19 protein-coding genes are annotated in these 20,198 nt (G+C 71.8%); 8 read left to right on the top strand and 11 right to left on the bottom strand.

The genetic code is table 11. From position 1 onward, the window contains the following. Positions 1 to 31 precede the first annotated feature (31 nt). Entirely contained in the window at positions 32 to 4,081 is a 4,050-nt protein-coding gene (locus tag F9B16_RS16625) for a replicative DNA helicase (protein WP_151540981.1), read from the bottom strand. Between the two features lie 335 nt (positions 4,082 to 4,416). On the opposite strand from F9B16_RS16625, the gene F9B16_RS16630 reads away from it, so the two are divergent. Beyond that, positions 4,417 to 5,736, top strand: coding sequence for an MATE family efflux transporter (locus F9B16_RS16630; RefSeq protein WP_151540982.1), 1,320 nt, complete (start codon positions 4,417 to 4,419; stop codon positions 5,734 to 5,736). On the opposite strand, the gene F9B16_RS16635 is transcribed toward F9B16_RS16630, so the two are convergent. Next, positions 5,678 to 6,352, bottom strand: coding sequence for a TetR/AcrR family transcriptional regulator C-terminal domain-containing protein (locus F9B16_RS16635; RefSeq protein ID WP_192808825.1), 675 nt, complete (start codon positions 6,350 to 6,352; stop codon positions 5,678 to 5,680). The genes F9B16_RS16630 and F9B16_RS16635 overlap by 59 nt on opposite strands. An 88-nt stretch (positions 6,353 to 6,440) precedes the next feature. Here F9B16_RS16635 and F9B16_RS16640 point away from each other — a divergent pair, with 88 nt between their 5' ends. Together F9B16_RS16640 and F9B16_RS16645 are read left to right on the top strand one after the other, a co-directional pair. Next, entirely contained in the window at positions 6,441 to 7,949 is a 1,509-nt protein-coding gene (locus tag F9B16_RS16640; RefSeq protein WP_151540984.1) for an FAD-dependent monooxygenase, read from the top strand. A 103-nt stretch (positions 7,950 to 8,052) separates the two neighbouring features. Continuing rightward, positions 8,053 to 8,241: a hypothetical protein gene (locus tag F9B16_RS16645; protein WP_052357975.1), complete on the top strand. Its 189-nt coding sequence runs from the start codon at positions 8,053 to 8,055 to the stop codon at positions 8,239 to 8,241. Positions 8,242 to 8,363: 122 nt separating this feature from the next. Here the strand turns inward: F9B16_RS16645 and F9B16_RS16650 are convergent, their stop codons facing one another. The 6 genes from F9B16_RS16650 to F9B16_RS50905 all read right to left on the bottom strand — a co-directional run bounded on the left by F9B16_RS16650 (position 8,364) and on the right by F9B16_RS50905 (position 11,787). Next, positions 8,364 to 9,323 (bottom strand): peptidoglycan recognition protein family protein, encoded by a 960-nt coding sequence (locus tag F9B16_RS16650; protein WP_404800500.1) that lies wholly within the window; start codon positions 9,321 to 9,323, stop codon positions 8,364 to 8,366. A gap of 330 nt (positions 9,324 to 9,653) precedes the next feature. Then, positions 9,654 to 10,100: a 50S ribosomal protein L9 gene (gene rplI / locus F9B16_RS16655; RefSeq protein ID WP_151540985.1), complete on the bottom strand. Its 447-nt coding sequence runs from the start codon at positions 10,098 to 10,100 to the stop codon at positions 9,654 to 9,656. 17 nt (positions 10,101 to 10,117) lie between these two features. Further along, positions 10,118 to 10,354: a 30S ribosomal protein S18 gene (gene rpsR, locus F9B16_RS16660; protein WP_019631633.1), complete on the bottom strand. Its 237-nt coding sequence runs from the start codon at positions 10,352 to 10,354 to the stop codon at positions 10,118 to 10,120. Between the two features lie 72 nt (positions 10,355 to 10,426). After that, positions 10,427 to 11,002, bottom strand: coding sequence for a single-stranded DNA-binding protein (locus F9B16_RS16665; protein ID WP_151540986.1), 576 nt, complete (start codon positions 11,000 to 11,002; stop codon positions 10,427 to 10,429). Positions 11,003 to 11,039: 37 nt separating this feature from the next. Next, positions 11,040 to 11,330 (bottom strand): 30S ribosomal protein S6, encoded by a 291-nt coding sequence (rpsF, locus tag F9B16_RS16670; RefSeq protein WP_151540987.1) that lies wholly within the window; start codon positions 11,328 to 11,330, stop codon positions 11,040 to 11,042. A gap of 292 nt (positions 11,331 to 11,622) precedes the next feature. Next, complete coding sequence (locus F9B16_RS50905; RefSeq protein WP_192808826.1) at positions 11,623 to 11,787, bottom strand: hypothetical protein; 165 nt, start codon at positions 11,785 to 11,787, stop codon at positions 11,623 to 11,625. Positions 11,788 to 12,045: 258 nt separating this feature from the next. On the opposite strand from F9B16_RS50905, the gene F9B16_RS16675 reads away from it, so the two are divergent. The 3 genes from F9B16_RS16675 (at position 12,046) to F9B16_RS16685 (ending at position 13,789) form a co-directional block, all read left to right on the top strand. Then, complete coding sequence (locus tag F9B16_RS16675; protein WP_192808827.1) at positions 12,046 to 12,354, top strand: hypothetical protein; 309 nt, start codon at positions 12,046 to 12,048, stop codon at positions 12,352 to 12,354. 91 nt (positions 12,355 to 12,445) lie between these two features. Further along, entirely contained in the window at positions 12,446 to 13,213 is a 768-nt protein-coding gene (locus F9B16_RS16680; protein WP_151540988.1) for a deoxyribonuclease IV, read from the top strand. Positions 13,214 to 13,399: 186 nt separating this feature from the next. Continuing rightward, complete coding sequence (locus F9B16_RS16685; protein ID WP_151540989.1) at positions 13,400 to 13,789, top strand: DUF4190 domain-containing protein; 390 nt, start codon at positions 13,400 to 13,402, stop codon at positions 13,787 to 13,789. A 13-nt stretch (positions 13,790 to 13,802) separates the two neighbouring features. On the opposite strand, the gene F9B16_RS16690 is transcribed toward F9B16_RS16685, so the two are convergent. After that, positions 13,803 to 14,273 (bottom strand): barstar family protein, encoded by a 471-nt coding sequence (locus F9B16_RS16690; RefSeq protein ID WP_225991680.1) that lies wholly within the window; start codon positions 14,271 to 14,273, stop codon positions 13,803 to 13,805. A 293-nt stretch (positions 14,274 to 14,566) separates the two neighbouring features. Between F9B16_RS16690 and F9B16_RS16695 the strand changes: the two genes are divergently transcribed. Both F9B16_RS16695 and F9B16_RS16700 read left to right on the top strand, forming a co-directional pair. After that, positions 14,567 to 15,073, top strand: coding sequence for a hypothetical protein (locus tag F9B16_RS16695; protein WP_151540990.1), 507 nt, complete (start codon positions 14,567 to 14,569; stop codon positions 15,071 to 15,073). A 156-nt stretch (positions 15,074 to 15,229) separates the two neighbouring features. Next, positions 15,230 to 16,156, top strand: coding sequence for a MerR family transcriptional regulator (locus F9B16_RS16700; RefSeq protein ID WP_151540991.1), 927 nt, complete (start codon positions 15,230 to 15,232; stop codon positions 16,154 to 16,156). Positions 16,157 to 16,193: 37 nt separating this feature from the next. Here the strand turns inward: F9B16_RS16700 and F9B16_RS16705 are convergent, their stop codons facing one another. Together F9B16_RS16705 and F9B16_RS16710 are read right to left on the bottom strand one after the other, a co-directional pair. Then, complete coding sequence (locus F9B16_RS16705; protein ID WP_225991681.1) at positions 16,194 to 17,636, bottom strand: glycosyltransferase family 87 protein; 1,443 nt, start codon at positions 17,634 to 17,636, stop codon at positions 16,194 to 16,196. A gap of 161 nt (positions 17,637 to 17,797) precedes the next feature. Further along, on the bottom strand, positions 17,798 to 20,198 hold a 2,401-nt coding region (locus F9B16_RS16710), incomplete at its 5' end, for a transglycosylase domain-containing protein (RefSeq protein ID WP_225991682.1).

A 20,198-nucleotide genomic window follows, 5' to 3' on the forward strand; every position in this document is an offset into this window, starting at 1 on the left:
ATGGCCCGCGGCGGGCGGCGCCCCCGGAGAGCTACTGGGCCATGTCGACGAAGCGGCTGTAGTGGCCCTGGAAGGCGACCGTCACCGTGGCGGTCGGGCCGTTGCGGTGCTTCGCGACGATCAGGTCGGCCTCACCGGCGCGGGGCGACTCCTTCTCATAGGCATCCTCGCGGTGCAGCAGGATGACCATGTCCGCATCCTGCTCGATGCTGTTGTGAAGGGAGACGCCGTTCGCGACGAAATTGTGGAGTCCGAGCACGGTCGCGTCGTACACGTCCTGCTCGCCGATGCTCTCCACTTCCACGATCTCATCCCAGAAGACATCGTTCGTGCACAGCATCTCCAGCTCGGCACTGCCCAGCACGGTCGCCACCCGGCTGAGGCGCTGGCGGCTCGGCGCACGCTTCCAGAGACTGCTGCCGCAGAATTCGGTGCCGATCGCCGCGGAGAACTCCCGGTGCGTCATTCTCCGTTCGGCGAGAATGCGCCGGACGTCCTGCCAGACCTCATGCGGCACCGTATCCCGGTTGGTGTTCGGTCGCAGGCCCCGGAGGCTCTCGGCCGCCTCGGCGGCCACCACTCCGCGCGCGCCGTGCACGCGGACCGCGTTGAAGAACGCGAGCTGGTTCTCGGCGCCGTATAGGTGGAGCTGGTAGCCGGGGCGGTGGTTCCCCTTGCGGACGGTCTTCATCCGGGAATGGATGCCGAAGCGCAGCAGCAGCCTGGATACATCCTCTACCAGCCGCCGGCTCGTCGACGCGTAGTAGACGCTGCACCGGCCGCGATCGGCGTCCCAGTGGACACAGCCGTCCGTCGCCCACAGGTGCCTGAGGAAAAGCGCGATCTGCTCCTTGGGAAGGCCGAACACCGGTGCGGGCACGAATTTCTCGTGCGAGCGCAGCCCGAACAATCCCAATCCGTCGAGCCACGCGGCGATCGGATTCCGGCGGCCGTGCGTGAGCCGGTACGGCGCGGGAAGGCGCAGTGTCGTCACCCGGGCGGCCGCGTACTCGTCCCTGACCGCTGTGATGCCGAAGTGTCCGGCCGCCTCTGTCACCGCCTGCAGGCAGGCCTCGTCCTTGCTGGCGTAGCGAATCGGCTGACGCTTGACGAAGGAACCGTCGCCGATGAGGTGAGCCAGGAGAACGACCTCGGCCTCGGGCCAGGCGACGGGCTTCAGCGGCGGCGGCACATGCCTGGCCGTGGCGACACGGGACCCGGGCTCCAGCTCGCCCAAGGGTGTCCAGCCGCCATAGGTGAGGAAGGGGTGGTTGGCGGTGGCCTCGATCTGCTTGCCGGAGGCCAGCGTCACCCGGAAGACCTCCTTGCGTCCGCTCGGGAACGCGTGGGTCATCGTCCGAGGAACGAACTTCAGTCGCTCGTCCAGGGCCCAGACCGGAACGTCGCGTGCCCCGCTCGCGAGCAGTTCCCCGATGGTGATCTCTTCGTTGGTGTCCGCCCGCATGATGCGCGTCGACGCGGTGACGCACCCGGATTCGCGTAGGTCGGAGACCATGGGCTTTTTGTCGGTTCGCTGTTCCGGACCACGGTTGAGCTGCGACAGCGCGATGACGGGGACGCCCAGCTCCTTCGCGAGCAGCTTGAGCGAACGGGAGAACTCCGACACCTCGACCTGGCGGCTCTCGACCCGCTTGCCGGACGTCATCAGCTGCAGGTAGTCGATGATCACGAGGCGGAGGTCGTGCTGCTGCTTGAGCCGCCGGCACTTCGCCCGGATCTCCATCATCGACATGTTCGGCGAGTCGTCGATGAACAGCGGCGCCTCGGCGACCTCGCTCATCCGGCGGGCGAGGCGCGTCCAGTCCTCGTCCTGCATGGTGCCGGACCGCATCGCGTGCAGCGCCACCCGCGCCTCGGCGGACAGCAGCCGCATCGTGATCTCGTTGCGGCCCATCTCCAGGCTGAAGAACGCCGAGGTCAGGCCGTGCTTGATGGACGCGGCGCGGGCGAAGTCGAGCGCGAGCGTCGAGTTGTGCGTCGGGATGCAGGAGCGCCCGGCGAGGTACATGTGGTCGGCGTTGTCGACCTGGACGCACCGCACCGGCACGCTCGGGACCGGCCGCACGTCCACGATGTACCGCACCCCGGCGTCGCGGTGGACGGCCGCACCCTGCCGTTCGGCCTTGCGAGGCGACCGGAACACCGTGCCGTGCGGAGTGAAGCCGATCTGGTGCATCGGCTCGTCCAGGGAGTCTCCCGCAGGGTCGAGGGTCAGGACGGCGCGGTGACCGAGGCTGAGGAGGAGTTCGCGGATCCCTTCGGCGAGACGCGCGGGCGAAAGGGCGACGTCGACGCGCCCGTCCGGGGAGGTCTTGCCGCAGACGTCGAGAAGGCCGGCCAGCAGCGCGCGGCGCTGGGCGATGGACGCGCGCAGATACGCGGTCGGCACGTGCCTGCCGTCCAGCACGCCGAGGGCGTCGAGCCGGTCGTGCAGCCCGGGCAGCCGGTAGCAGCCTGGGAGCGGCTCGGGGGCGACCGGCTGCCCGGCCAGTTCGAGCTGGGCGATGACCGCCCCGTCGAGGCAGGTGATGGCGGCATCGCCGTCCTCCCCCGCGCCGAGCCAGACGCCCAGGACGTACGGGTCGACGGGCAGGTCGGCATCGGGGAGGTCGAAGGCGCCGGCGACCTCCACGGCGTGGACGGGACGCCCGCCGCGGCGCAGCGAGGCGAAGATCTCCTCGGTCGTCCGGATCCGGGACCGCCCGGCGAGCGGCCCCCGCCCCCCGCGGTCGGCGGCATGCGAGCCGGCGTGGTGATCCTGCCGTTCGAGGCCGCCGAGTCCGAGCAAGCGGCGGTGCGGCGGCCTGCCCGTGCGGAGGGGGCCCGCCTTAGCGGCCGCGCGGGGCCGTCGCCTTGCCGGCAGTAGAGGGGCCGCGGGCCTGGCGCCGACCGTCCCGTGCGGCTTCGTTATGACGTGGCCGGTCACGGAAGTGCGGTGGACGGCGGTCAGGTACGCCTCGGTCTTGCCCGCACCGGTGCCGCAGGCGACCAGATGCCGTGTGCTCTCGGCGGCGCGCTGGTGAGCGTGGAGATCCTGGACGGTGCCGGGGCCGTCGTGCGGGGTGTCGTCCGTGGCGGGCCGTTCGGCGCTCGTCGCCGCTGCGTGCCCGCCCGCGGGGGCGTCCGCCCAGGCCGAGGTGGTGTCGTCGCGGCGGGGCGGGCCGCCGTGGCCGTCGGCGATGGTGCGCCACTGGTGCTGGGCGTCCGCGACGATCACTTCGCCGTCGGAGAACTCGACCTCGAAGCAGGGGCGGCCGTGCATGACGTCGGTGGCGGCCACGACGCGGGTCGGTCGCCCGTCCGCCCCGATCAGCTGGTCGCCCACCTGGACCTCGCCCATCGTCGTCCAGCCCGCGGGGGTGGGGAGGGGGGTGTCCGTCTTGAGCGCCTTGCCCATGGCGGGGCGGGCGGCGACGACGATCATCTGGCCGGGGTGCAGGCCGTTGGTGAGGGCGTCGAGGTCGGCGAAGCCGGTGGGGCAGCCGACCATCTGGCCGCCGCGGCTGCCGATCGCCTCGATCTCGTCGAGGGCGCCGGGCATGATCTCGCTGAGCGGGACGTAGTCCTCGCCGGCGCGCTTCTCGGCGATGGCGAAGACCTCGGCCTGGGCGCGGTCGAGGACCTCGTCGGCGTCGGCGCCGTCGGCGGCGTAGCCCATCTGGACGATGCGGGTGCCGGTCTCCACGAGGCGGCGCAGCACCGAGCGCTCGTGGACGATCTTGGCGTAGTAGCCGGCGTTGGCGGCGGTCGGCACCGAGGAGATCAGCGTGTGCAGGTACGGGGCGCCGCCGATGCGGCCGATCTCGCCGCGCTTGGTGAGCTCGCCGGCGACGGTGACGGCGTCGGCGGGGTCGCCGCGGCCGTACAGGTCGAGGACGATGTCGTAGATGATCTGGTGCGCGGGACGGTAGAAGTCCTGGGTGCGGAGCACCTCGACGACCTCGGCGATGGCGTCCTGGGAGAGCAGCATGCCGCCGAGGACGCCCTGCTCGGCCGCGATGTCGTGCGGTGGGGTGCGTTCGAACTCCTGCTCGTGCGGTCCGAGCTCGGTCACGCTCACCTGGCGCACCCCCTTCCTCCCGGCCGCCGGGCGCCCCGTCCGCCCATCGCCGGCCGTTCCTCATCACGTCTACCTCAGGCGTCGGACATTCTCGCGAGCCCACGCGGGCGGGGGCAAAGCGTCCTGTGGAGGAACCTGTGGAATACCTGTGCAGACACGCGGGACACGTTGTGCACGACCTGTGGACAACTCTGGGGAAAGTTCGTTCGCTGCTTTACCGGTACCGTCGTGAGCTGCGAAAACGTCGTCCACCGGGTGTGGGGGAGAGAAAGTCGGCCGATCCGGGTGCTGTAAGGTGTGAACTTCTTTGAAGAGTTACAGAGGCCGGAGAGCGCATGGTGAGGTTCCGGACGAGCCGGCATGACCGCGAGATCCTGCGGCTGGCGGTGCCGGCGTTCGGCGCCCTCGTGGCGGAACCGCTGTTCCTGCTGTCCGACTCGGCGATCGTGGGGCACCTCGGGACGGCCCAGCTCGGCGGGCTCGGCGTCGCCGGGCAGGCCCTGAACACGCTGGTCTACCTGTGCGTCTTCCTCGCCTACGGCACGACGGCGGGCGTCGCGCGGCAGATCGGCGCGGGGGACCGGCGGGCGGCGGTCCGGCAGGGCATCGACGGGATGTGGCTGGCGGTCGCGATCGGCGCGGTGCTGATCGCGGCGGGCTGGCCGCTGATCCCGCCGATCGTGGACGCGTTCGGCGCGTCCGCCGCGGTGGCGCCGTTCGCGGAGACGTACCTGCGGATCAGCCTGTTCGGGATCCCGTCGATGCTGGTGGTCCTGGCCGGGACCGGCGTGCTGCGCGGCCTACAGGACACCCGGACGCCGCTGGCCGTGTCGATCGGCGGGTTCACGCTGAACCTGCTGCTCAACGCGGTGTTCGTGCTGGTCCTCGGATGGGGGATCGCGGGGTCGGCGTGGGGCACGGTGCTGGCGCAGACCGGCAGCGCGGCGGTGTACGTGGCGGTGGTGCTGCGCGCGGCGCGGCGGGAGGGCGCGCCGGTCCGCCCGGACTGGGCCGGGTTGCGGACGTCCGCGACGGCCGGTTTCGGGCTGCTGCTGCGGACGGCGGCGCTGCGGATCGTGCTGATCGTCGGGACGTCGATCGCCGCCCGGATGGGCGACGCGGAGATCGCCGCGTACCAGGTCGGCTTCCAGGTGTGGACGCTGCTCGCGTTCGCGCTCGACGCGATCGCCATCGCGGGCCAGGCGATCACCGGACGGTACCTCGGCGCCGCGGACGTGTCCGGAACCCGCGCCGTGACCCGCCGGATGGTGGGGTGGGGCGTGGCGTGCGGGGTGGTGTTCGGGCTGGCCGTGCTCGCGGTGCGGCCGTGGCTGCCGGACCTGTTCACCTCCGACGGCGACGTCCGGCATCTGCTGCTGGTGTCGCTGGTGCTGGTGGCGGTGCTGCAGCCGGTCGCGGGGGTGGTGTTCGTCCTCGACGGGATCCTCATCGGGGCGGGCGACGGCGCCTACCTGGCGGTGACGACGCTGGTCGCGACGGTCGTGTTCCTTCCCGCGGCGCTGCTGCTGTACGGGGCGGACGCGGGGATCGTGGGGCTGTGGGCGGCGATCGGGCTGTGGATGGCGACGCGGATGGTCACGCTGGGTCTGCGGGCGCGGGGCGACCGGTGGATGGTGACGGGCGCCGTCCGGTAGCCGTCCCTCGGGCGGCGAGGCGCGCGCGCATGCCGTCGATGAGCAGGCCCAGCCCGTACTCGAACGCGTCGTCCGGTCCTTGGAGCTCGGCGGCGGCCTCGCCGAGCAGGCCGTCGGCGGCCGGCGCGCCTTGGAGGCGTTCGAGCCCGTCGTCGTCGCGGCCGAGCCCGGCCTGCTCCTCGAGGACGGCGCCGCCGACGTAGTCGGTGACGACGAGCAGGTTGAGCAGCGCCTCGCCGGGCGTGAACCCGGCGTCGCACAGGGCGCGGAGCATGCCCTCGACGGCGGGCGCCCGGTCGGCGGTGGGGCGGCTGCCGGCGGCGAGGCGGACGGCGTCGCGGTGGGCGCGGTACCCGTCGCGCAGCGCCCGGGCGCGGCCGGCGAGCCAGTCGTCCCACGGCTGGCCGGGGGCGGGGGCGTCCGGCCCGTAGCCCTCGGCGGCCATGACGGTGACCATCTGGTCGAGGAGCTCCTGCTTGCTCGCGAAGTGCCAGTAGAGGGCGGGCGCTTGGACGTGCAGTTCGCGGGCCAGCCGGCGCAGGCTCAGGCCGTCCAGGCCGACCTCGTCCAGCAGGCGGATCGCGGTGCGGACGATCTCGTCCCGCTCCAGCTTCATCGGGGTCCTCTCGCTCCGGGGTTGACAGCTTAACAGCGTTAAAGCCATGCTTAACGCTGTTAAATTTAACGGCGTTAAGGAGGTCGCGATGGAGCGGCAGCACACCGAGGTCGTCATCGCCGGCGCGGGACCGGCCGGCCTCGCCCTGGCCGTCGAGCTGCGGACGCACGGCGTGGAGGTGATCGTCCTGGAACGGCTCGCCGAGGTGGACCGGCGCGCGAAGGCCGGCGCGATCCACGGGCGCGCCGCCGAGATGCTCGACCGGCGCGGCCTCGGCGGCGCCATCGCGCGCGTCCAGGACTCGATCATGGCTGCGCTGGGGAAGCCCGCCCCTCGCGGCGGCAAGGGCGGTGGCCCGGCCGCCCAAGGCCACTTCGCGGGCATCTGGGCGCTGCGCGAGGCGCCCTACGCGACGGCCGGGTTCACGCTCATCCCGCAGGACCGGCTGGAGGAGGTGCTCGCCGAGCACGCCGCCGGGCTGGGCGCCGAGATCCGCCGCCGCCACGAACTGGTCGCCTACGAGCAGGACGGCACGGGCGTGACGCTCACCGTCGACGGCCCGGACGGCCGGTACGAGCTGCGCGCCGGGCACCTGGCGGGCGCCGACGGCGGCCGCAGCCGCGTCCGCAAGCTCGGCGGGTTCGCCTTCCCCGGCACGGACGGGATCATCACCAGCTACCAGGCGCTCTGCGAGCCGGACGACCCGGACTTCGCCCCGCGCGGCTGGAACCGCTACCCCGGTGGCCTGCTGGTCAACGGCCCGGTGCCCCGGCGGCTGCTCATGGTGGAGTTCGACGGCCCGCCCGCCGACCGCGACGCGCCCGTCACCCTGGACGAGGTCCAGGCCGCCGCGCGGCGCATCACCGGGACGGACGTCACGCTGAGGTCGGCGGCGTCCCTCACGCGGTTCACCGACAACGCGCGGCTCGCCGACACCTACCGCGACGGCCGCGTGCTGCTGGTGGGGGACGCCGCGCACGTACACTCGCCGTTCGGCGGCCAAGGTCTCCTGCTCGGCATCGGCGACGCGGCGAACCTCGGCTGGAAGCTGGCGCTGGTGGCGCGCGGCGACGCGCCGGACGCGCTGCTCGACACCTACACCGAGGAGCGGCGGCCCGTCGCGGCACGGGTGCTCGACAACACGCGCGCGCAGGTGGCGCTGATGCGGCCGGGCCCGCACGTGGACGCGCTGCGCGAGATCTTCACCCGGATGCTCGACCACGACGGCGCGAACCGGTACCTCACCGGCCTCATCACCGGATCGGACGTCCGGTACGACCTCGGCTCGGCGCAGGACCTCGTCGGCCGCTGCTACGCGCCGGACACGGCCGTCCGGACGCCCGAAGGCGACGTGCGGCTCGCCGACCTGCAGCGGACGGGGCGCGGGCTCGTCATCGCCGCGGACGAGGCGCACGCCGCGGTAGCGGAGGGCTGGGCGGGCCGCGTCGACGTGGTGGCCGGGACGTCCGAGCTGGCGCCCGGCGCGTCGATCCTGGTGCGGGCGGACGGGTTCGTCGCGTGGACGTCCGACGACCCGGCGCCGCTGGAGGACGCGCTGACCCGCTGGTACGGCGCCGCCCGGGTCCCGGTGGCCTGAGGCCGGAGCCGGAAAGGCCGACGCGGGGGCGGGGGCGCGGACGGGGGCCGGGGATTTCCGGAAGCCCACGCGCCTCCCCCGCCCCACTCGCTACTATTCGAACATGTGTTCCACCCACGGCGAGCGGATGGCCCGGCTCACGCAGGCGATCGACGACCTGGCGGCGGAGGGCCTGGCCGGGCTGCCGCCCGAGACGCTGGTGGAACGCGTCGCCGGCATCTGGTCGCTCGTCGAGGGCATCGACCCCGAGATCGCCCGCCGCCGCACCCGCTACACCACCCCCGAGACGTGACCGCCGACGAGGCATGACCGCGACCAGACGTGACCGGCGGCGAGACGTGACCGGCGAGCCAGACGTGACCGGCGGCCAGACTGTGACCGGGTGATCGGCAGGGCGCGCGCGGCCCCGCCGGATCACCAGTTCAGGTTCAGCAGCCCCGGCCAGTCGCCGTCGCCCTGGTAGTACTGGTTCGGGTTCCCGTAGTCCTGCCCGCCGTCCGGCTTCGGCGGAGCTTTGGGGTTGCCCTTCGGCTTCCCCTTGGGCTTGCCCTTCGGCTTCGGCGCCGCCGACGCCCCCTCCAGCCGGTCCGCGACCGCCCTGCGCAGCGCCGGCAGCCGCGAGTACAGCACGTCCCCCGGACAGGAGGTCTCGTTGTAGTCGCGGTGCCCGACGATGGCCTCGCCCGGATCGAGGTCGTACTCCCGGCAGAGCCACACGCACACCTCCATCAAGGAGGCCCACAGGCGGCCCGGCACCGCCGTCCTCATGTAGTTGCCCTCGTTCTCGATCCCGAGGGTGTGCTCGTTGTTGTGCAGCACCTGGGCGCCCACCGCCAGGTCACCGGACCGGATCGACGCCAGGCTCCGGTTGCGGCCCTCCATCACGACCCCGCCCCGGCTGATCGTGAGCTGCTGGCCGCTGTCGTCCCAGCCGCGCTTGTCCATGTGGAAGTTCTGGATGTAGCGGGACAGGCTGAACGCGTGCCCGACCGAGTAGTCGGTGGAGTTCCCGGTGTCGGTGTGGTGCACGACGATGTGGTCGGGCGCGCGGTCCAGGACCTTGGCCGGACGCTTGGGGGCCCGCGCCTTCCACTGCGCGCGCGAGTAGACGCGCGGTGCGTCCGCCGTGAACAGGGGCGCCTGCTCGTCGAGCAGGCGGCCGGCCGCCGGGTCGGGCGGCACCGTGCCCGTCACGCCGTCCAGGTCCGGGCCCGCCGGAACGCCGTCCGCCGTCGCCCTGCCGCCGAACGGCGAGCCGAACGCCAGCACCTCCAGCAGTCCCGCGCCCACCACGCCGCCGATCACCGACCGCCGCGTCACGGCCGTCCCGTCGCGTTCCCGGCCGGCCGCGCCGTCCCCCGATTGCGCGATCAACACCGTCCCCCTTCGCCCCGCGATGATCTGATCACGGAACGTAATGGCCGCTCAGACGATCACCCAAACACCGGGCGGTTCAGGGACGTTTCACATGAAACCCAGAGAGATCCGGGACGTGCCAGCCCTGTTCTTGTGCAAGAGATTGCGGGGACAAGAGGCGACTCGGACCGGAAACGGGGGCCGCGCCGAACGCAGAACGACCCCCGCGTCCGGGTTGATCCCGGTACGCGAGGGTCGTCCTGAACGCGTGCGCCGCCGGAGCGGCGCGGGCCCCCTCAGGCCGCGGGCCTCCGCCCTCGAGCGGAGGCCTCAGACCTCAGGCGGACCTCAGGCCTCGACGACGTTGACGTCGATCGTGGCGTTGACGTCGCTGTGCAGCCGCACGCTGACGCGGTGGGTGCCGACGGTCTTGATCGGGTTGCCGATCTCGATCCGGCGGCGGTCCAGCTCGGGGCCGTCGGCCGCGCGCACCGCCTCGGCGATGTCCGCGGCGGTCACGGCGCCGAACAGGCGGCCGTTGCTGCCGGTGCGGGTGCGCAGCGTCACCCGCAGCGCCGCCAGCTGGCCGGCGACCTCCTTGGCGTGCTCGACGGTCGCGATCTCGCGGGCCGCGCGCGCCTTCTTGATCGAGTCGATCTGCTTCTCGGCGCCCCGGGTCCACTGGATGGCGAACCCGCGCGGGACGAGGTAGTTGCGGCCGTAGCCGTCGCGGACCTCGATGACGTCGCCGGGCTCGCCGAGCCCGGAGACCTGCTGGGTCAGGATGAGCTTCATGATCGTTACCCCCGGCCTCAGCGCGCGGTGCTGGTGTACGGCAGCAGCGCCATCTCGCGGGCGTTCTTGATCGCCGTGGCGACGTCCCGCTGGTGCTGGGTGCAGTTGCCGGTCACCCGCCGGGCACGGATCTTGCCGCGGTCGGAGATGAACTTCCGCAGCAGGCCCGTGTCCTTGTAGTCGACGTAGGAGATCTTCTCCTGGCAGAAAACGCAAACCTTCTTCTTCGGCTTGCGGGGAGGTGGCTTCGCCATCGTGGTGCTCCTTAGAGAGAGCCCCGCTCACGCGGGAATGGACGTGGAAATGTCGTTGGTCTTGCTGTGCGGCTAGAAGGGCGGGTCGTCGGAGAAGCCGCCGCCCCCACCGCCGCCGCCGGTGGCCCAGGGGTCGTTGGCCTGGCCGCCCTGCTGGCCGCCGCCGCCGAAGCCGCCGCCGCCACCCTGGCCGCCGTCACCGAAACCGCCGCCCTGGCCACCGCCGCCGCCGAAGCCGCCGCCGCCCTGGCCGCCGCCTCCGAAGCCGCCGCCACCGCCCTGCCGCTGGGTCTTGTTGACCTTGGCGGTCGCGTTGCGCAGCGACGGGCCGACCTCGTCGACCTCGATCTCGAAGACGGTGCGCTTCTCACCCTCGCGGGTCTCGTACGAGCGCTGCTTGAGCCGCCCCTGCACGATCACCCGCATGCCGCGCTGCAGGGTCTCCGCGCAGTTCTCGGCGGCCTGCCGCCAGACGTTGCAGGTGAGGAAGAGCGCCTCGCCGTCCTTCCAGTCGTTCGACTGGCGGTCGAAGAACCGCGGCGTCGACGCGATGCGGAAGGACGCGACCGCCTGGCCGCTGGGGGTGAAGCGCAGGTTCGGGTCCTCGACGAGGTTCCCGACGATCGTGATTACGGTGTCGCCTGCCATGGGGCTCGCTCCGGCTGGTGTGAGGGCTGAGCCGGGCTCAGTGGACCTCGGGGCGGATGACCTTGGTACGGAGGATCGACTCGCTCAGGTTGAGCTGCCGGTCGAGCTCCTTGACCGTGGCAGGCTCAGCCGACAGGTCGACCACCGCGTAGATGCCTTCGGACTTCTTCTGGATGTCGTACGCCAGGCGCCGCCGGCCCCAGACGTCGACCTTCTCGACGCTGCCGCCGCCGTCCTTGACGACCTTCAGGAACGGGTCGAGCGCCGCGTTCGCGGTGCGCTCGTCGATGCCGGGGTCGAGGATCGCCATCAGTTCGTATCGACGCATGCTGTGTCCCTACCTCCTCTGGACTGGCGGTCACGGTCTCTCCGTGACAGGAGGGCTCTTGCGTCCCCCGCGGCCGCGCCGGACCCGGATTCGCCGGGCGCACCTGCCGCGGGACCGGTACAGGCTACCAACAGATCGGCAGCGTACGAGCCGGTTCCGGGTCGGCCGGGAGACCCGAGGGGCCCGGGAACCGTGCCGGGCCCGGGAACCGTGCGGCCCCAGGGACCGCGCGGGGTCCGGGGGACCGTGCGAGACCCGGAAACCGCGCGGGACCCGGGGAACGGTGCGGCGGCTAGCGCCGGGCGGCCGGATGGCCGGGGCTGCTGCGGCGCCGCCGCTCCAGCTCCGCCATGATGTCGGCCATCCTGGCCCGCATCCGGGCCGTCTGGGTCGTCAGCATGGACAGCTCCTCGACGAGCTCCGCGTCGCCGATGACCCCGAGTTCGCTGGAGTTCATCGCCTCGCCTCCGCTCCCCGGCCCGCGCGGGCCGGCACGCTCTCCCTCACGGTGTGCTCCTCCCGGACCCGGCGTCCCCCCGGATCCCGGCCGGTGTTCTCGAATCCATGTTCGACCGTACCGGGTGGCACCGACATTTCCGAGCGCCCGCCCCGGTTGATCTTCCCGTCCGCTGGGCATTCCTTTACGCACATGGTCCGTCCGGTCCCGCGTTCACCATGCGTCCCGCGCGGGGCACCACGAAGTGAGGAGGTCCGGATGCCTGAGCAGGTAGCCGGCACTGGGCACGCGACCACCGGGAGCCGGGCCGAGCCCGAGAGCCACCGGCTCCAGGACGTCCTCGCCGTGCTGGCGTTCACCCTCGGGATCGCCGCGCTCGTCCTCGGCGGGGGCGTTCCCGCGGCCCACTTCGTCGGCCTGCTGGTCGGCGTCATCGGCCTGCCGCTCGCGCTCGTCTCGCAGATGATCTCGGCGACGACCAACGAGCGGTGGCTGAACGTCATCGGCATGGTGGGATCGTTCGTCGGCGCCGGCTTCGCGATCAGCCACGGCGGCTTCTCGATCTGACCCCACCGCCCGACCTGACCGCACCGCCCGGCCCGGGCCGCGGAGCGCGTTGCGGGGCGAAACGTCGGAGGGCGCGGCTAACCTCGGTGCCATGCGCATCGGAGCCCACGTCGACCAGACCAACCCGCTCGACAACGCCCGCGCGGTCGGGGCCGACGTCGTCCAGTTCTTCCTCGGCGACCCGCAGGGCTGGAAGAAGCCCGTCCTGCCGGAGGGCGTCGAGGCGCTGGAGGGCTCCGGCGTGGACGTCTACGTGCACGCGCCTTACACGATCAACGTGGCGACGTCCAACAACCGGATCCGGATCCCGAGCCGCAAGAACCTCGCGCAGCAGCTCGAGGCGGCCGCGTCGATCGGCGCGAAGGGCCTGATCGTGCACGGCGGGCACGTGCTGAAGGACGACGACCCCGAGACCGGCTTCGAGAACTGGCGCAAGGTGTTCGAGCGCACCGAGTGCCCGATCCCGGTGCTCATCGAGAACACCGCGGGCGGCGGCAACGCCATGGCCCGCAAGTTCGACCGGATCGCCCGCCTGTGGGAGGTGCTGTCCGGCGTCCCGGGGCTGGACGGCAAGGTCGGCTTCTGCCTCGACACCTGCCACGCGCACGCCGCCGGCGAGGAGCTCGTCGACGCCGTCGACCGGATCAAGGCCATAACCGGCCGCATCGATCTCGTCCACTGCAACGACAGCCGGGACGCGTTCGGCTCCGGCGCCGACCGGCACGCCAACCTCGGCAGCGGCAGCATCGACCCCGAGCTGATCCTCGCCGTGGTGCGGGCCGCGGACGCGCCGGTCGTGGTGGAGACGCCCGCGGCCGGGCAGGCCGGCGACATCTCCTGGCTGCGCGACAAGGTCTGACCCCCGGCTGGCAAGATCAGGCCACCCATGGAACCCGGACGGCGCTCCCGGCATCCAACCCAGTGACGACCGGCATGGCGACAAACTCGCGATGGCACGTCACACTGGCATAATCCGGAACCCCAGCCCATCAGCGCACGCGCGTCCTCTCGGCGGCGGGCGCGCGAACCGATCGGGAGCCCCCCCATGGCCCAGCCCCCGTACGATCCCTACGGCTACGGGTCGTCGAACGACCCCTACGCTCCCCAGCCGTACTCGCAGCCGCCCGTCCAGCACCACTACTACAGCGGCGGCACGCCGGCCGGCCGCGGCACCAACGGCATGGCGACCGCGTCGATGGTGCTGGGCCTGGTCGGCTTCGTCAGCTGCGGCCTGACGTCCGTCCTCGCGATCATCTTCGGCCACGTCGCGCAGAGCCAGATCAAGCGGACGCGCGAGGAGGGCTCGGGGATGGCCGTCGCCGGCCTCATCCTCGGCTACATCGTCACCGCCGGCTGGGTGATCTTCTGGATCTTCTACGTCTGGCTGTGGGCGATCATGTTCGGCAGCGCCGCGACGACCGGCACGACGTACTAGGGCGCGCCCCCGGCTAGAACGCGAGCCGGGGGACGCCCGCGACCTCCACGCCCACGCTCGCCAGCAGCACCACCATGGGCGTGGGGGTGTCCCGCCACGCCTTGACCGCGCCTCCGAGGACGTCCAGGACCGTCCGGAAGGCGCTCTGGTCGGCGTCGGCGAGCTCTGCCCACGACTCGTAGAGGACGAGGTAGCCGCTCTTGGCAGGCGTCCAGGACAGGTCGGAGAGGCAGTCCTCCAAGGCGTCCCAGTTGCCGCCGAACCAGTCGGGGAACTCAAAGGCCTCCGCGCAGAGCCGCAGGAACGCGTCCTTGCCGGGAGCGCGGCGGCCGTCCAGGTGGACGGCGTGCCAGCCCGCCTCCTCGGCCCGTTCCATCCAGGACGTGTCGCCGACGGCGCCGGGGACGGCGGGCGTCCGCCACTGGTAGACGCCCGGCCGCAGCCGTCCGGCGAGCAGCTCGTCCAGTGCTCGATTCGCGTTCACGTCGTCTCCCGGTAGCCATCCTCCCGCGCGCGCGGGACGTCCCGGGGCCGCTCGCCCCCACCGGCCGCGATCATCCCCGGCATTCCCCTACGAAATCCTCAAGTCGCCGCAATCGTCGCGGCGATCCCTCGCATCTCCGGCTGACCTGGCGCGATGCCCGGCCGCGCGGATGCGGCCATCGCGATGGTTGACGCGCGCCGGCCTCTGCCCTATTCTCTCGTAAGTAGAGAGACTCTTTTAGGGAGCAACTCTCAGAGCGAGGTAGTTGCCCGATTCCGCGAAGGAAGCCTGAGATGAACACCACGCCGACCACCACGACCGACGACACCGCCGCCGACCGGACCGCCACCGACCGGACCGACGCCGAGCGCGTCCACGCCTACTACGGCGCCGTCAAGAAGCTCGGCCACTGGACGGACGCGCGCCGCTTCGAGGTGCGCGCCCGCCGCGCCTCGGCCGTCCTCGACCTGCGCTCGCCGCACATCCCCGACGGCGACATCGAGATCGAGGTCGGCATCGACCACTCGATGGTCAAGCTGCTCGTCCCGCAGGACGCCGAGATCGACCACTGGGACCTGCGCTACACCGGCCGCGGCCGGGTCAAGGACTGGACCGGCGAGAACGGCGGCGGCCGCCGGATCCGCATCACCGGCGAGATCAAGCACGGCGAGATCCGCGTGCACCGCGGCGGCGTCGCGACCCTGTCCGCGCTCTTCACCAAGGAGTTCGTCCAGGACGCCCGGCGCGCCCGCCGCGAGGGCACCACCCCGGTCATCGCCGACCCGTCCCACACCGGCTGACCGATCCACCGGCAGAGAGCGCGCGCGGCCTCCCCCGCGCGCGCTCTCTGCGCATGCTCTCCCCTCACGCTCTCCCGGGTCCCGGCGTGGCGGGTTCGCGGACGCGGCGCGGACGGGCTTGAGTCTCCACCGACTGGAGCCCGCAAGGTGGAGGACATGGACGGCGACACCCTGTACACGATCGGGGAACTGGCCCGGCGGACCGGCCTCCCGGTCCGGACCATCCGGTTCTACTCCGACTCCGGCGTGGTGCCGCCGACCGACCGGTCGCCGGCCGGCTACCGGCTCTACGACATCGCGGCCGCCACCCGCCTCGACCTCGTCCGCACGCTGCGCGACCTCGGCATCGACCTCGACACCGTGCGGCGGGTGCTGACCCGCGAGGTCACCGTCGGGGACGTCGCGGCGGCGCACGCCGAGGCGCTCGACGTGCAGATCCGCACGCTCCGGCTGCGCCGGGCCGTGCTGCGCGCGGTGGCGAAGCGCGGTTCCGCCCCAGAGGAGGTCCAGCTGATGCACAAGCTCGCCAAGCTGTCCGACGAGGAACGCAACCGGATCATCACCGGCTTCATCGACGAGACGTTCGCCGGGCTGGAGGTGAACCCCGCGTTCGCCGCGAAGATGCGGGCGACGCTGCCGGAGCTGCCCGACGACCCGTCGCCCGAGCAGGTCGACGCGTGGGTGGAGCTCGCCGAGCTGGTCGGCGACCCCGGTTTCCGGGCCTCGGTCCGGCGGATGGCGGAGTTCCAGGCCGAGGAGTCCGCGCGCGGCGCCGCGCAGGAGGGCTGGCCCGGCCTCACGGAGATCACGGTCGAGAAGGCGAGCGCGGCGATCGCCGCGGGCATCGACCCGGTGTCGGACGCCGCCCGTCCCGTCGTCGACGACCTCGCCGCCGCGTACGCGGACGCGTTCGGCGAGCAGGACGGCCCGGAGTTCCGCGCCCGGCTGCTGCACCGCCTCGAGGTCGGCAGCGACCGGCGCGCCGAGCGGTACTGGCAGCTCCTCGCCGTGATCAACGGCTGGCCCGTGCCGCCCTCGCTGGTCCCGGTGTTCGAGTGGTTCATCGCCGCCCTGCGCCGCTGACCTCGCGCGGCGTCCCGGCACTCAGGCCGGGTCGGCGTCAGGCCGGGTCGGCCGCGAGGTGCCGGGCGCCGCGCCACCGGCGGAGCGACACGACGTCGTCCGCGCCGTCGAGCACCCCGCCCGCCGGATCGTCCTCGCCGCCCGTCCGCACGATGTCGCCGGACGGGCGCAGGACGTCCCACACCACCAGCACCGCCAGCGCCAGCACCGTGACGAACCGGGCGAGCAGCGCGAGGGTGTACACGTCCTGGCTGATCCCGCCGTCCGGCGCGCCCAGGTGCGCCGCCGCCGACAGCGTCGAGGACAGGTCCGCGCCCGGCACCTGCAGCGACACCGACATCAGGTACCACCAGATGCCGAAGAAGTAGACGACCTCCCCGGCCTGCCAGAGCACGAACGCCGGCAGCTTCGGGCGCGCCAGCACCGCGAGCGGCAGCAGCCACAGCACGTACTGCGGCGACCAGACCTTGTTCGGCAGCATGAACGCGACCAGCACCAGGAACATCAGCTGCGGCAGCCGCGGGCGGCGCGGCGCCGCCAGCGCGAGCACCGCGATCCCCGCGGCGAGCACCAGGAACGTTCCCGTCCCCGCCAGGTTCAGCTCGTCGGTGTCGGACGCGAGCCCGGACAGCCCGTGGTCCTGCAGCACGAAGAAGATCGAACCCCAGTCGATGCCGCGCTTCTGGCTGAAGCTGTAGAACTCCACCCACCCGTCCCACGCGAACACCATCACCGGCACGTTCACGGCCAGCCACGCGCCCGCGGTGCCCGCGAGCATCCGCCCCATCGCCCGCCACTGCCCCGCGCGGACGCACAGCAGCACCAGCGGGCCGAGGAACAGCAGCGGATAGAACTTCGCCGCGATCGCCAGCCCGAGCATCGCGCCCGCCAGCGCCGGCCGCCGCGCCGACCACGCCGCCAGCGCCAGCGCCGCCAGCGCCACCGCCAGCAGGTCCCAGTTGATGTACGCGGTGAGCAGCAGCGCCGGCGACAGCGCCACCATCAGCCCGGCCCGCAGCGACCGGCGGCCCGCCACGTACGCCGTCGCGAGCACCGCGACGATCGCCAGCACCGCCAGCAGCAGCGCCGTGACGTTGTAGAACGCCATCCCGCGCTCGTCCACCCCGAACGGCTTCACCAGCCACGCGACCAGCTGCATGAAGCCGCCGCTCAGCACCGGGTACTCGACGTGGTGGATGTCGGAGCCGGTGAACGAGTCGAAGTACGGGATCTTCCCGTCGTTCAGCCCGCGCACGTAGTACAGCGGGTACACGTCGGTGTAGCAGGCGTGCTTCGTCGTCTTGATGAAGTCGAACTTCGCCGACGCGCACGGCTGCTTCTGCAGCCAGCCCAGCGCGCACACCACGGCCGCGACGCCCGCCATGACCGGCGCGAGCCGCGCCATCCGGCCGCGCTCCCGCGCGGGACCCGTCCCGGTCCCGGCGCTGGCCATCGCGACCCTCTCAAAAGACGACGACATGGACAGCAGACTATTGGTCGGCGCGCAAAGAACACGCCCGCGCACCGCCCGCGCATGCGGACGTCCAGGAAACCTTCAGGAACGGCGTCCGGCGAACCCGCGGAAAGCGGAACGGCCCGGAGCCGCCATGGGCTCCGGGCCGTTCGCTCGCGCTCGGGCGTTCAGTTGGTCCCGTTCGGAGTGGTCGGGTCCTGTTCCTTGCACGCCGAGTTCTCCGGGTGCGTCTTGCACCACTGTTTCCGGGCGGCCGGGTCGGTCGGCGGGAGGTTCGGATTGCAGCCGGGCGGCAGGCCCAGGCCGTTGCAGGGCTCCTCCGTCGTCGGCGCCGTCGGGGTGTTGGTCGGGTTCGGCGTCTTGCCGGGGCAGGGCCGCCCGTTCTGCCCCTGTCCCTGGCCGTTGTTCCCGCAGGTCGGCGTGTTCGTCGGCGACGGCGAGTTCGTCGGCGACGTCGTCGGCTCCGGCTTCGCGACCGCCCACGGGGCGACGGTGCCGCCGTAGACCGGCGGCGGGAACGGCGTGATCTCCTTGCCCTCCAGCGCCTTCGTCATGACCATCTTGAACAGCTCGGCCGGGACGGTACCACCGTAGACCTGGCTGTAACCGCCGACGCCGACCAGGGACAGGCGATTGCCCTTCTTGTCCTGCCGCCACATCGACGCCGCCGTCACGAGTTCGGGCGTGTATCCGACGAACCAGGCGGACTTGTTCTGCGACGACGTACCGGTCTTACCGGCGACCGGACGGGAACCGAGGCTCGCCCCGGTACCGGTGCCGTGCGTGACGACTCCGCGCATCGCCTCCGTGGCGTCCGCCGCCACACCCGCACTGAAGACCTGGGTGTCCTTCTTGCCCCACGGCTCCTTCTTCACCGGCTTGCCCGCGTCGTTCAGGACGGGATTGCCGTTCGCGTCCGTGATCGACTGGATCACGTGCGCCGGCCGGTGCACCCCGCCGGCGGCGAACGTCTGGTAGACGCCCGCCATCGTGACCGAGGTCGCGTCGATGACACCGAGGGGCAGCGAGGTGTAGGTCGCGTTGAGGCCCGGCGTGTTCGACGGGATGCCCATCTTCTCGGCCATGTCCACCACCTTGTCCAGCCCGACCTTCTGGCCGAGGTCGACGTAGGCGGTGTTGATGGACTTCGCCGTCATCTCCTTGAGGTCGAAGACGCCGTTCTCGGACCGGCTGTCGTTGGTGAACGGCGTCCCGTTGATGATGCGCCGGTAGTGCCCGTCCATCGTCGTCTTCAGGCTGACGTCGTTGTCCAGCGCGGTCGCCAGCACGATCGGCTTGAACGACGAACCCGGCTGCACCGCGCCCTGGAAGGAGTCATCGAACTGCTGCTTCTCGTAGCTGGGGCCGCCGTAGGCGGCGATCACGCCGCCGGTCTTCGGGTCGACCACGGTGAGGCCGAAGTGGATGGTGCTGTTGAAGTTCTTCTCGTCCTTCAGCTGCTTGACGGCCGTCGCGGTGTAGTCCTGCAGATCCTTGTCGAACGTGGTCCTGATCCGCAGGCCCGCGGTCTGGACGCGCTGCTTGGAGATGCCGAGCGTGGCGAGTTCGGAGATGACACGGTCGGTGAGGTAGCCGGTCTGACCCGTGTCCTTGATGTCGCTCCACTTCTTGTACGTCTGCGGGAACTTCGCCTTGGCCTTCTCGTCCGGCGTGAGCCACTGCTTCTTCTCCATGCCGGAGATGACGTAGTTCCAGCGGGCGATCAGCGCCTGCTTCGCCGGGTCGGAGTCGGAACCGTAGGACTTGAAGTACGTCGGGCGCTGGATCATCGCGGCCAGCAGCGCCGCCTGGGAGGCGTTGATGTCCTTGACGGGCTTGTGGAAGTAGGCGCGCGAGGCGGCCTGGACGCCGTAGGCGTCGCGGCCGAAGAACACGGTGTTGAGGTACTGCTCGAGCACCCAGTCCTTCGACTTCTCGTTGCCCATCCGGACGGAGATCAGGATCTCCTTGAGCTTGCGGCTGACGGTCCGCTTCTGGCTCAGGCCCTGGTAGTAGTTCCGGGCGAGCTGCTGGGTGATCGTCGAGGCGCCGTTGACGTCGCCGCCGGTCGCGGCCCGGTACAGCGCGCCGGCGATGCCGCTCGGCGAGATGCCGGGCTCGTTGTAGAACTCGCGGTCCTCCGCGGCGAGCACCGCGTGCTGGACGACCTCCGGGATGTCCTTGAGCGGGAGGATCTCGCGGTTCATGCCGACCCGCGCGATCGTGCTCTTGCCGTCGTCGTAGGTGATGACGGACGCCTGCTTCGTGACGTCGGCCTGCCTGGCCTTCGGGATCGGGGTGTTGGCGTAGGCCACCCCGACGAGCGTCGCGATCCCCAGGATCGCCACCGTGATGACCGCGGTGACGATCTTCCAGTTCGGGACGTACTTCCGCCAGCCGGTCTTCTCCGGCTTGTCCTTGCGCCGTCCGCGCCTGCCGCTGCGTCCGCCGCCGCCCCCGCCGAAGCCGCCGGGACCGCCCGGCCCGCCGGGGCCTCCCGGCCCTCCCGGACCGCCGGGCCCGCCCGGTCCGCCGGGACCGGACCGCATGCCGTTCGGAGGCGCGGCC

Source organism: Actinomadura montaniterrae (genome assembly GCF_008923365.1).
Lineage (GTDB): Bacteria > Actinomycetota > Actinomycetes > Streptosporangiales > Streptosporangiaceae > Spirillospora > Spirillospora montaniterrae.

Excerpts from the sequence above, each read along its gene's own strand:
- F9B16_RS16635 (WP_192808825.1), bottom strand. The coding sequence starts at position 6,352 with ATGAAGCTGGAGCGGGACGAGATCGTCCGCACCGCGATCCGCCTGCTG.
- F9B16_RS50905 (WP_192808826.1), bottom strand. The coding sequence starts at position 11,787 with ATGAACTCCAGCGAACTCGGGGTCATCGGCGACGCGGAGCTCGTCGAG.
- F9B16_RS16665 (WP_151540986.1), bottom strand. The coding sequence starts at position 11,002 with ATGGCAGGCGACACCGTAATCACGATCGTCGGGAACCTCGTCGAGGAC.
- F9B16_RS16645 (WP_052357975.1), top strand. The coding sequence starts at position 8,053 with ATGTGTTCCACCCACGGCGAGCGGATGGCCCGGCTCACGCAGGCGATC.
- rpsF (WP_151540987.1), bottom strand. The coding sequence starts at position 11,330 with ATGCGTCGATACGAACTGATGGCGATCCTCGACCCCGGCATCGACGAG.
- F9B16_RS16685 (WP_151540989.1), top strand. The coding sequence starts at position 13,400 with ATGGCCCAGCCCCCGTACGATCCCTACGGCTACGGGTCGTCGAACGAC.
- rpsR (WP_019631633.1), bottom strand. The coding sequence starts at position 10,354 with ATGGCGAAGCCACCTCCCCGCAAGCCGAAGAAGAAGGTTTGCGTTTTC.
- F9B16_RS16640 (WP_151540984.1), top strand. The coding sequence starts at position 6,441 with ATGGAGCGGCAGCACACCGAGGTCGTCATCGCCGGCGCGGGACCGGCC.
- F9B16_RS16700 (WP_151540991.1), top strand. The coding sequence starts at position 15,230 with ATGGACGGCGACACCCTGTACACGATCGGGGAACTGGCCCGGCGGACC.
- F9B16_RS16695 (WP_151540990.1), top strand. The coding sequence starts at position 14,567 with ATGAACACCACGCCGACCACCACGACCGACGACACCGCCGCCGACCGG.
- rplI (WP_151540985.1), bottom strand. The coding sequence starts at position 10,100 with ATGAAGCTCATCCTGACCCAGCAGGTCTCCGGGCTCGGCGAGCCCGGC.
- F9B16_RS16675 (WP_192808827.1), top strand. The coding sequence starts at position 12,046 with ATGCCTGAGCAGGTAGCCGGCACTGGGCACGCGACCACCGGGAGCCGG.
- F9B16_RS16705 (WP_225991681.1), bottom strand. The coding sequence starts at position 17,636 with ATGTCGTCGTCTTTTGAGAGGGTCGCGATGGCCAGCGCCGGGACCGGG.
- F9B16_RS16630 (WP_151540982.1), top strand. The coding sequence starts at position 4,417 with ATGGTGAGGTTCCGGACGAGCCGGCATGACCGCGAGATCCTGCGGCTG.
- F9B16_RS16680 (WP_151540988.1), top strand. The coding sequence starts at position 12,446 with ATGCGCATCGGAGCCCACGTCGACCAGACCAACCCGCTCGACAACGCC.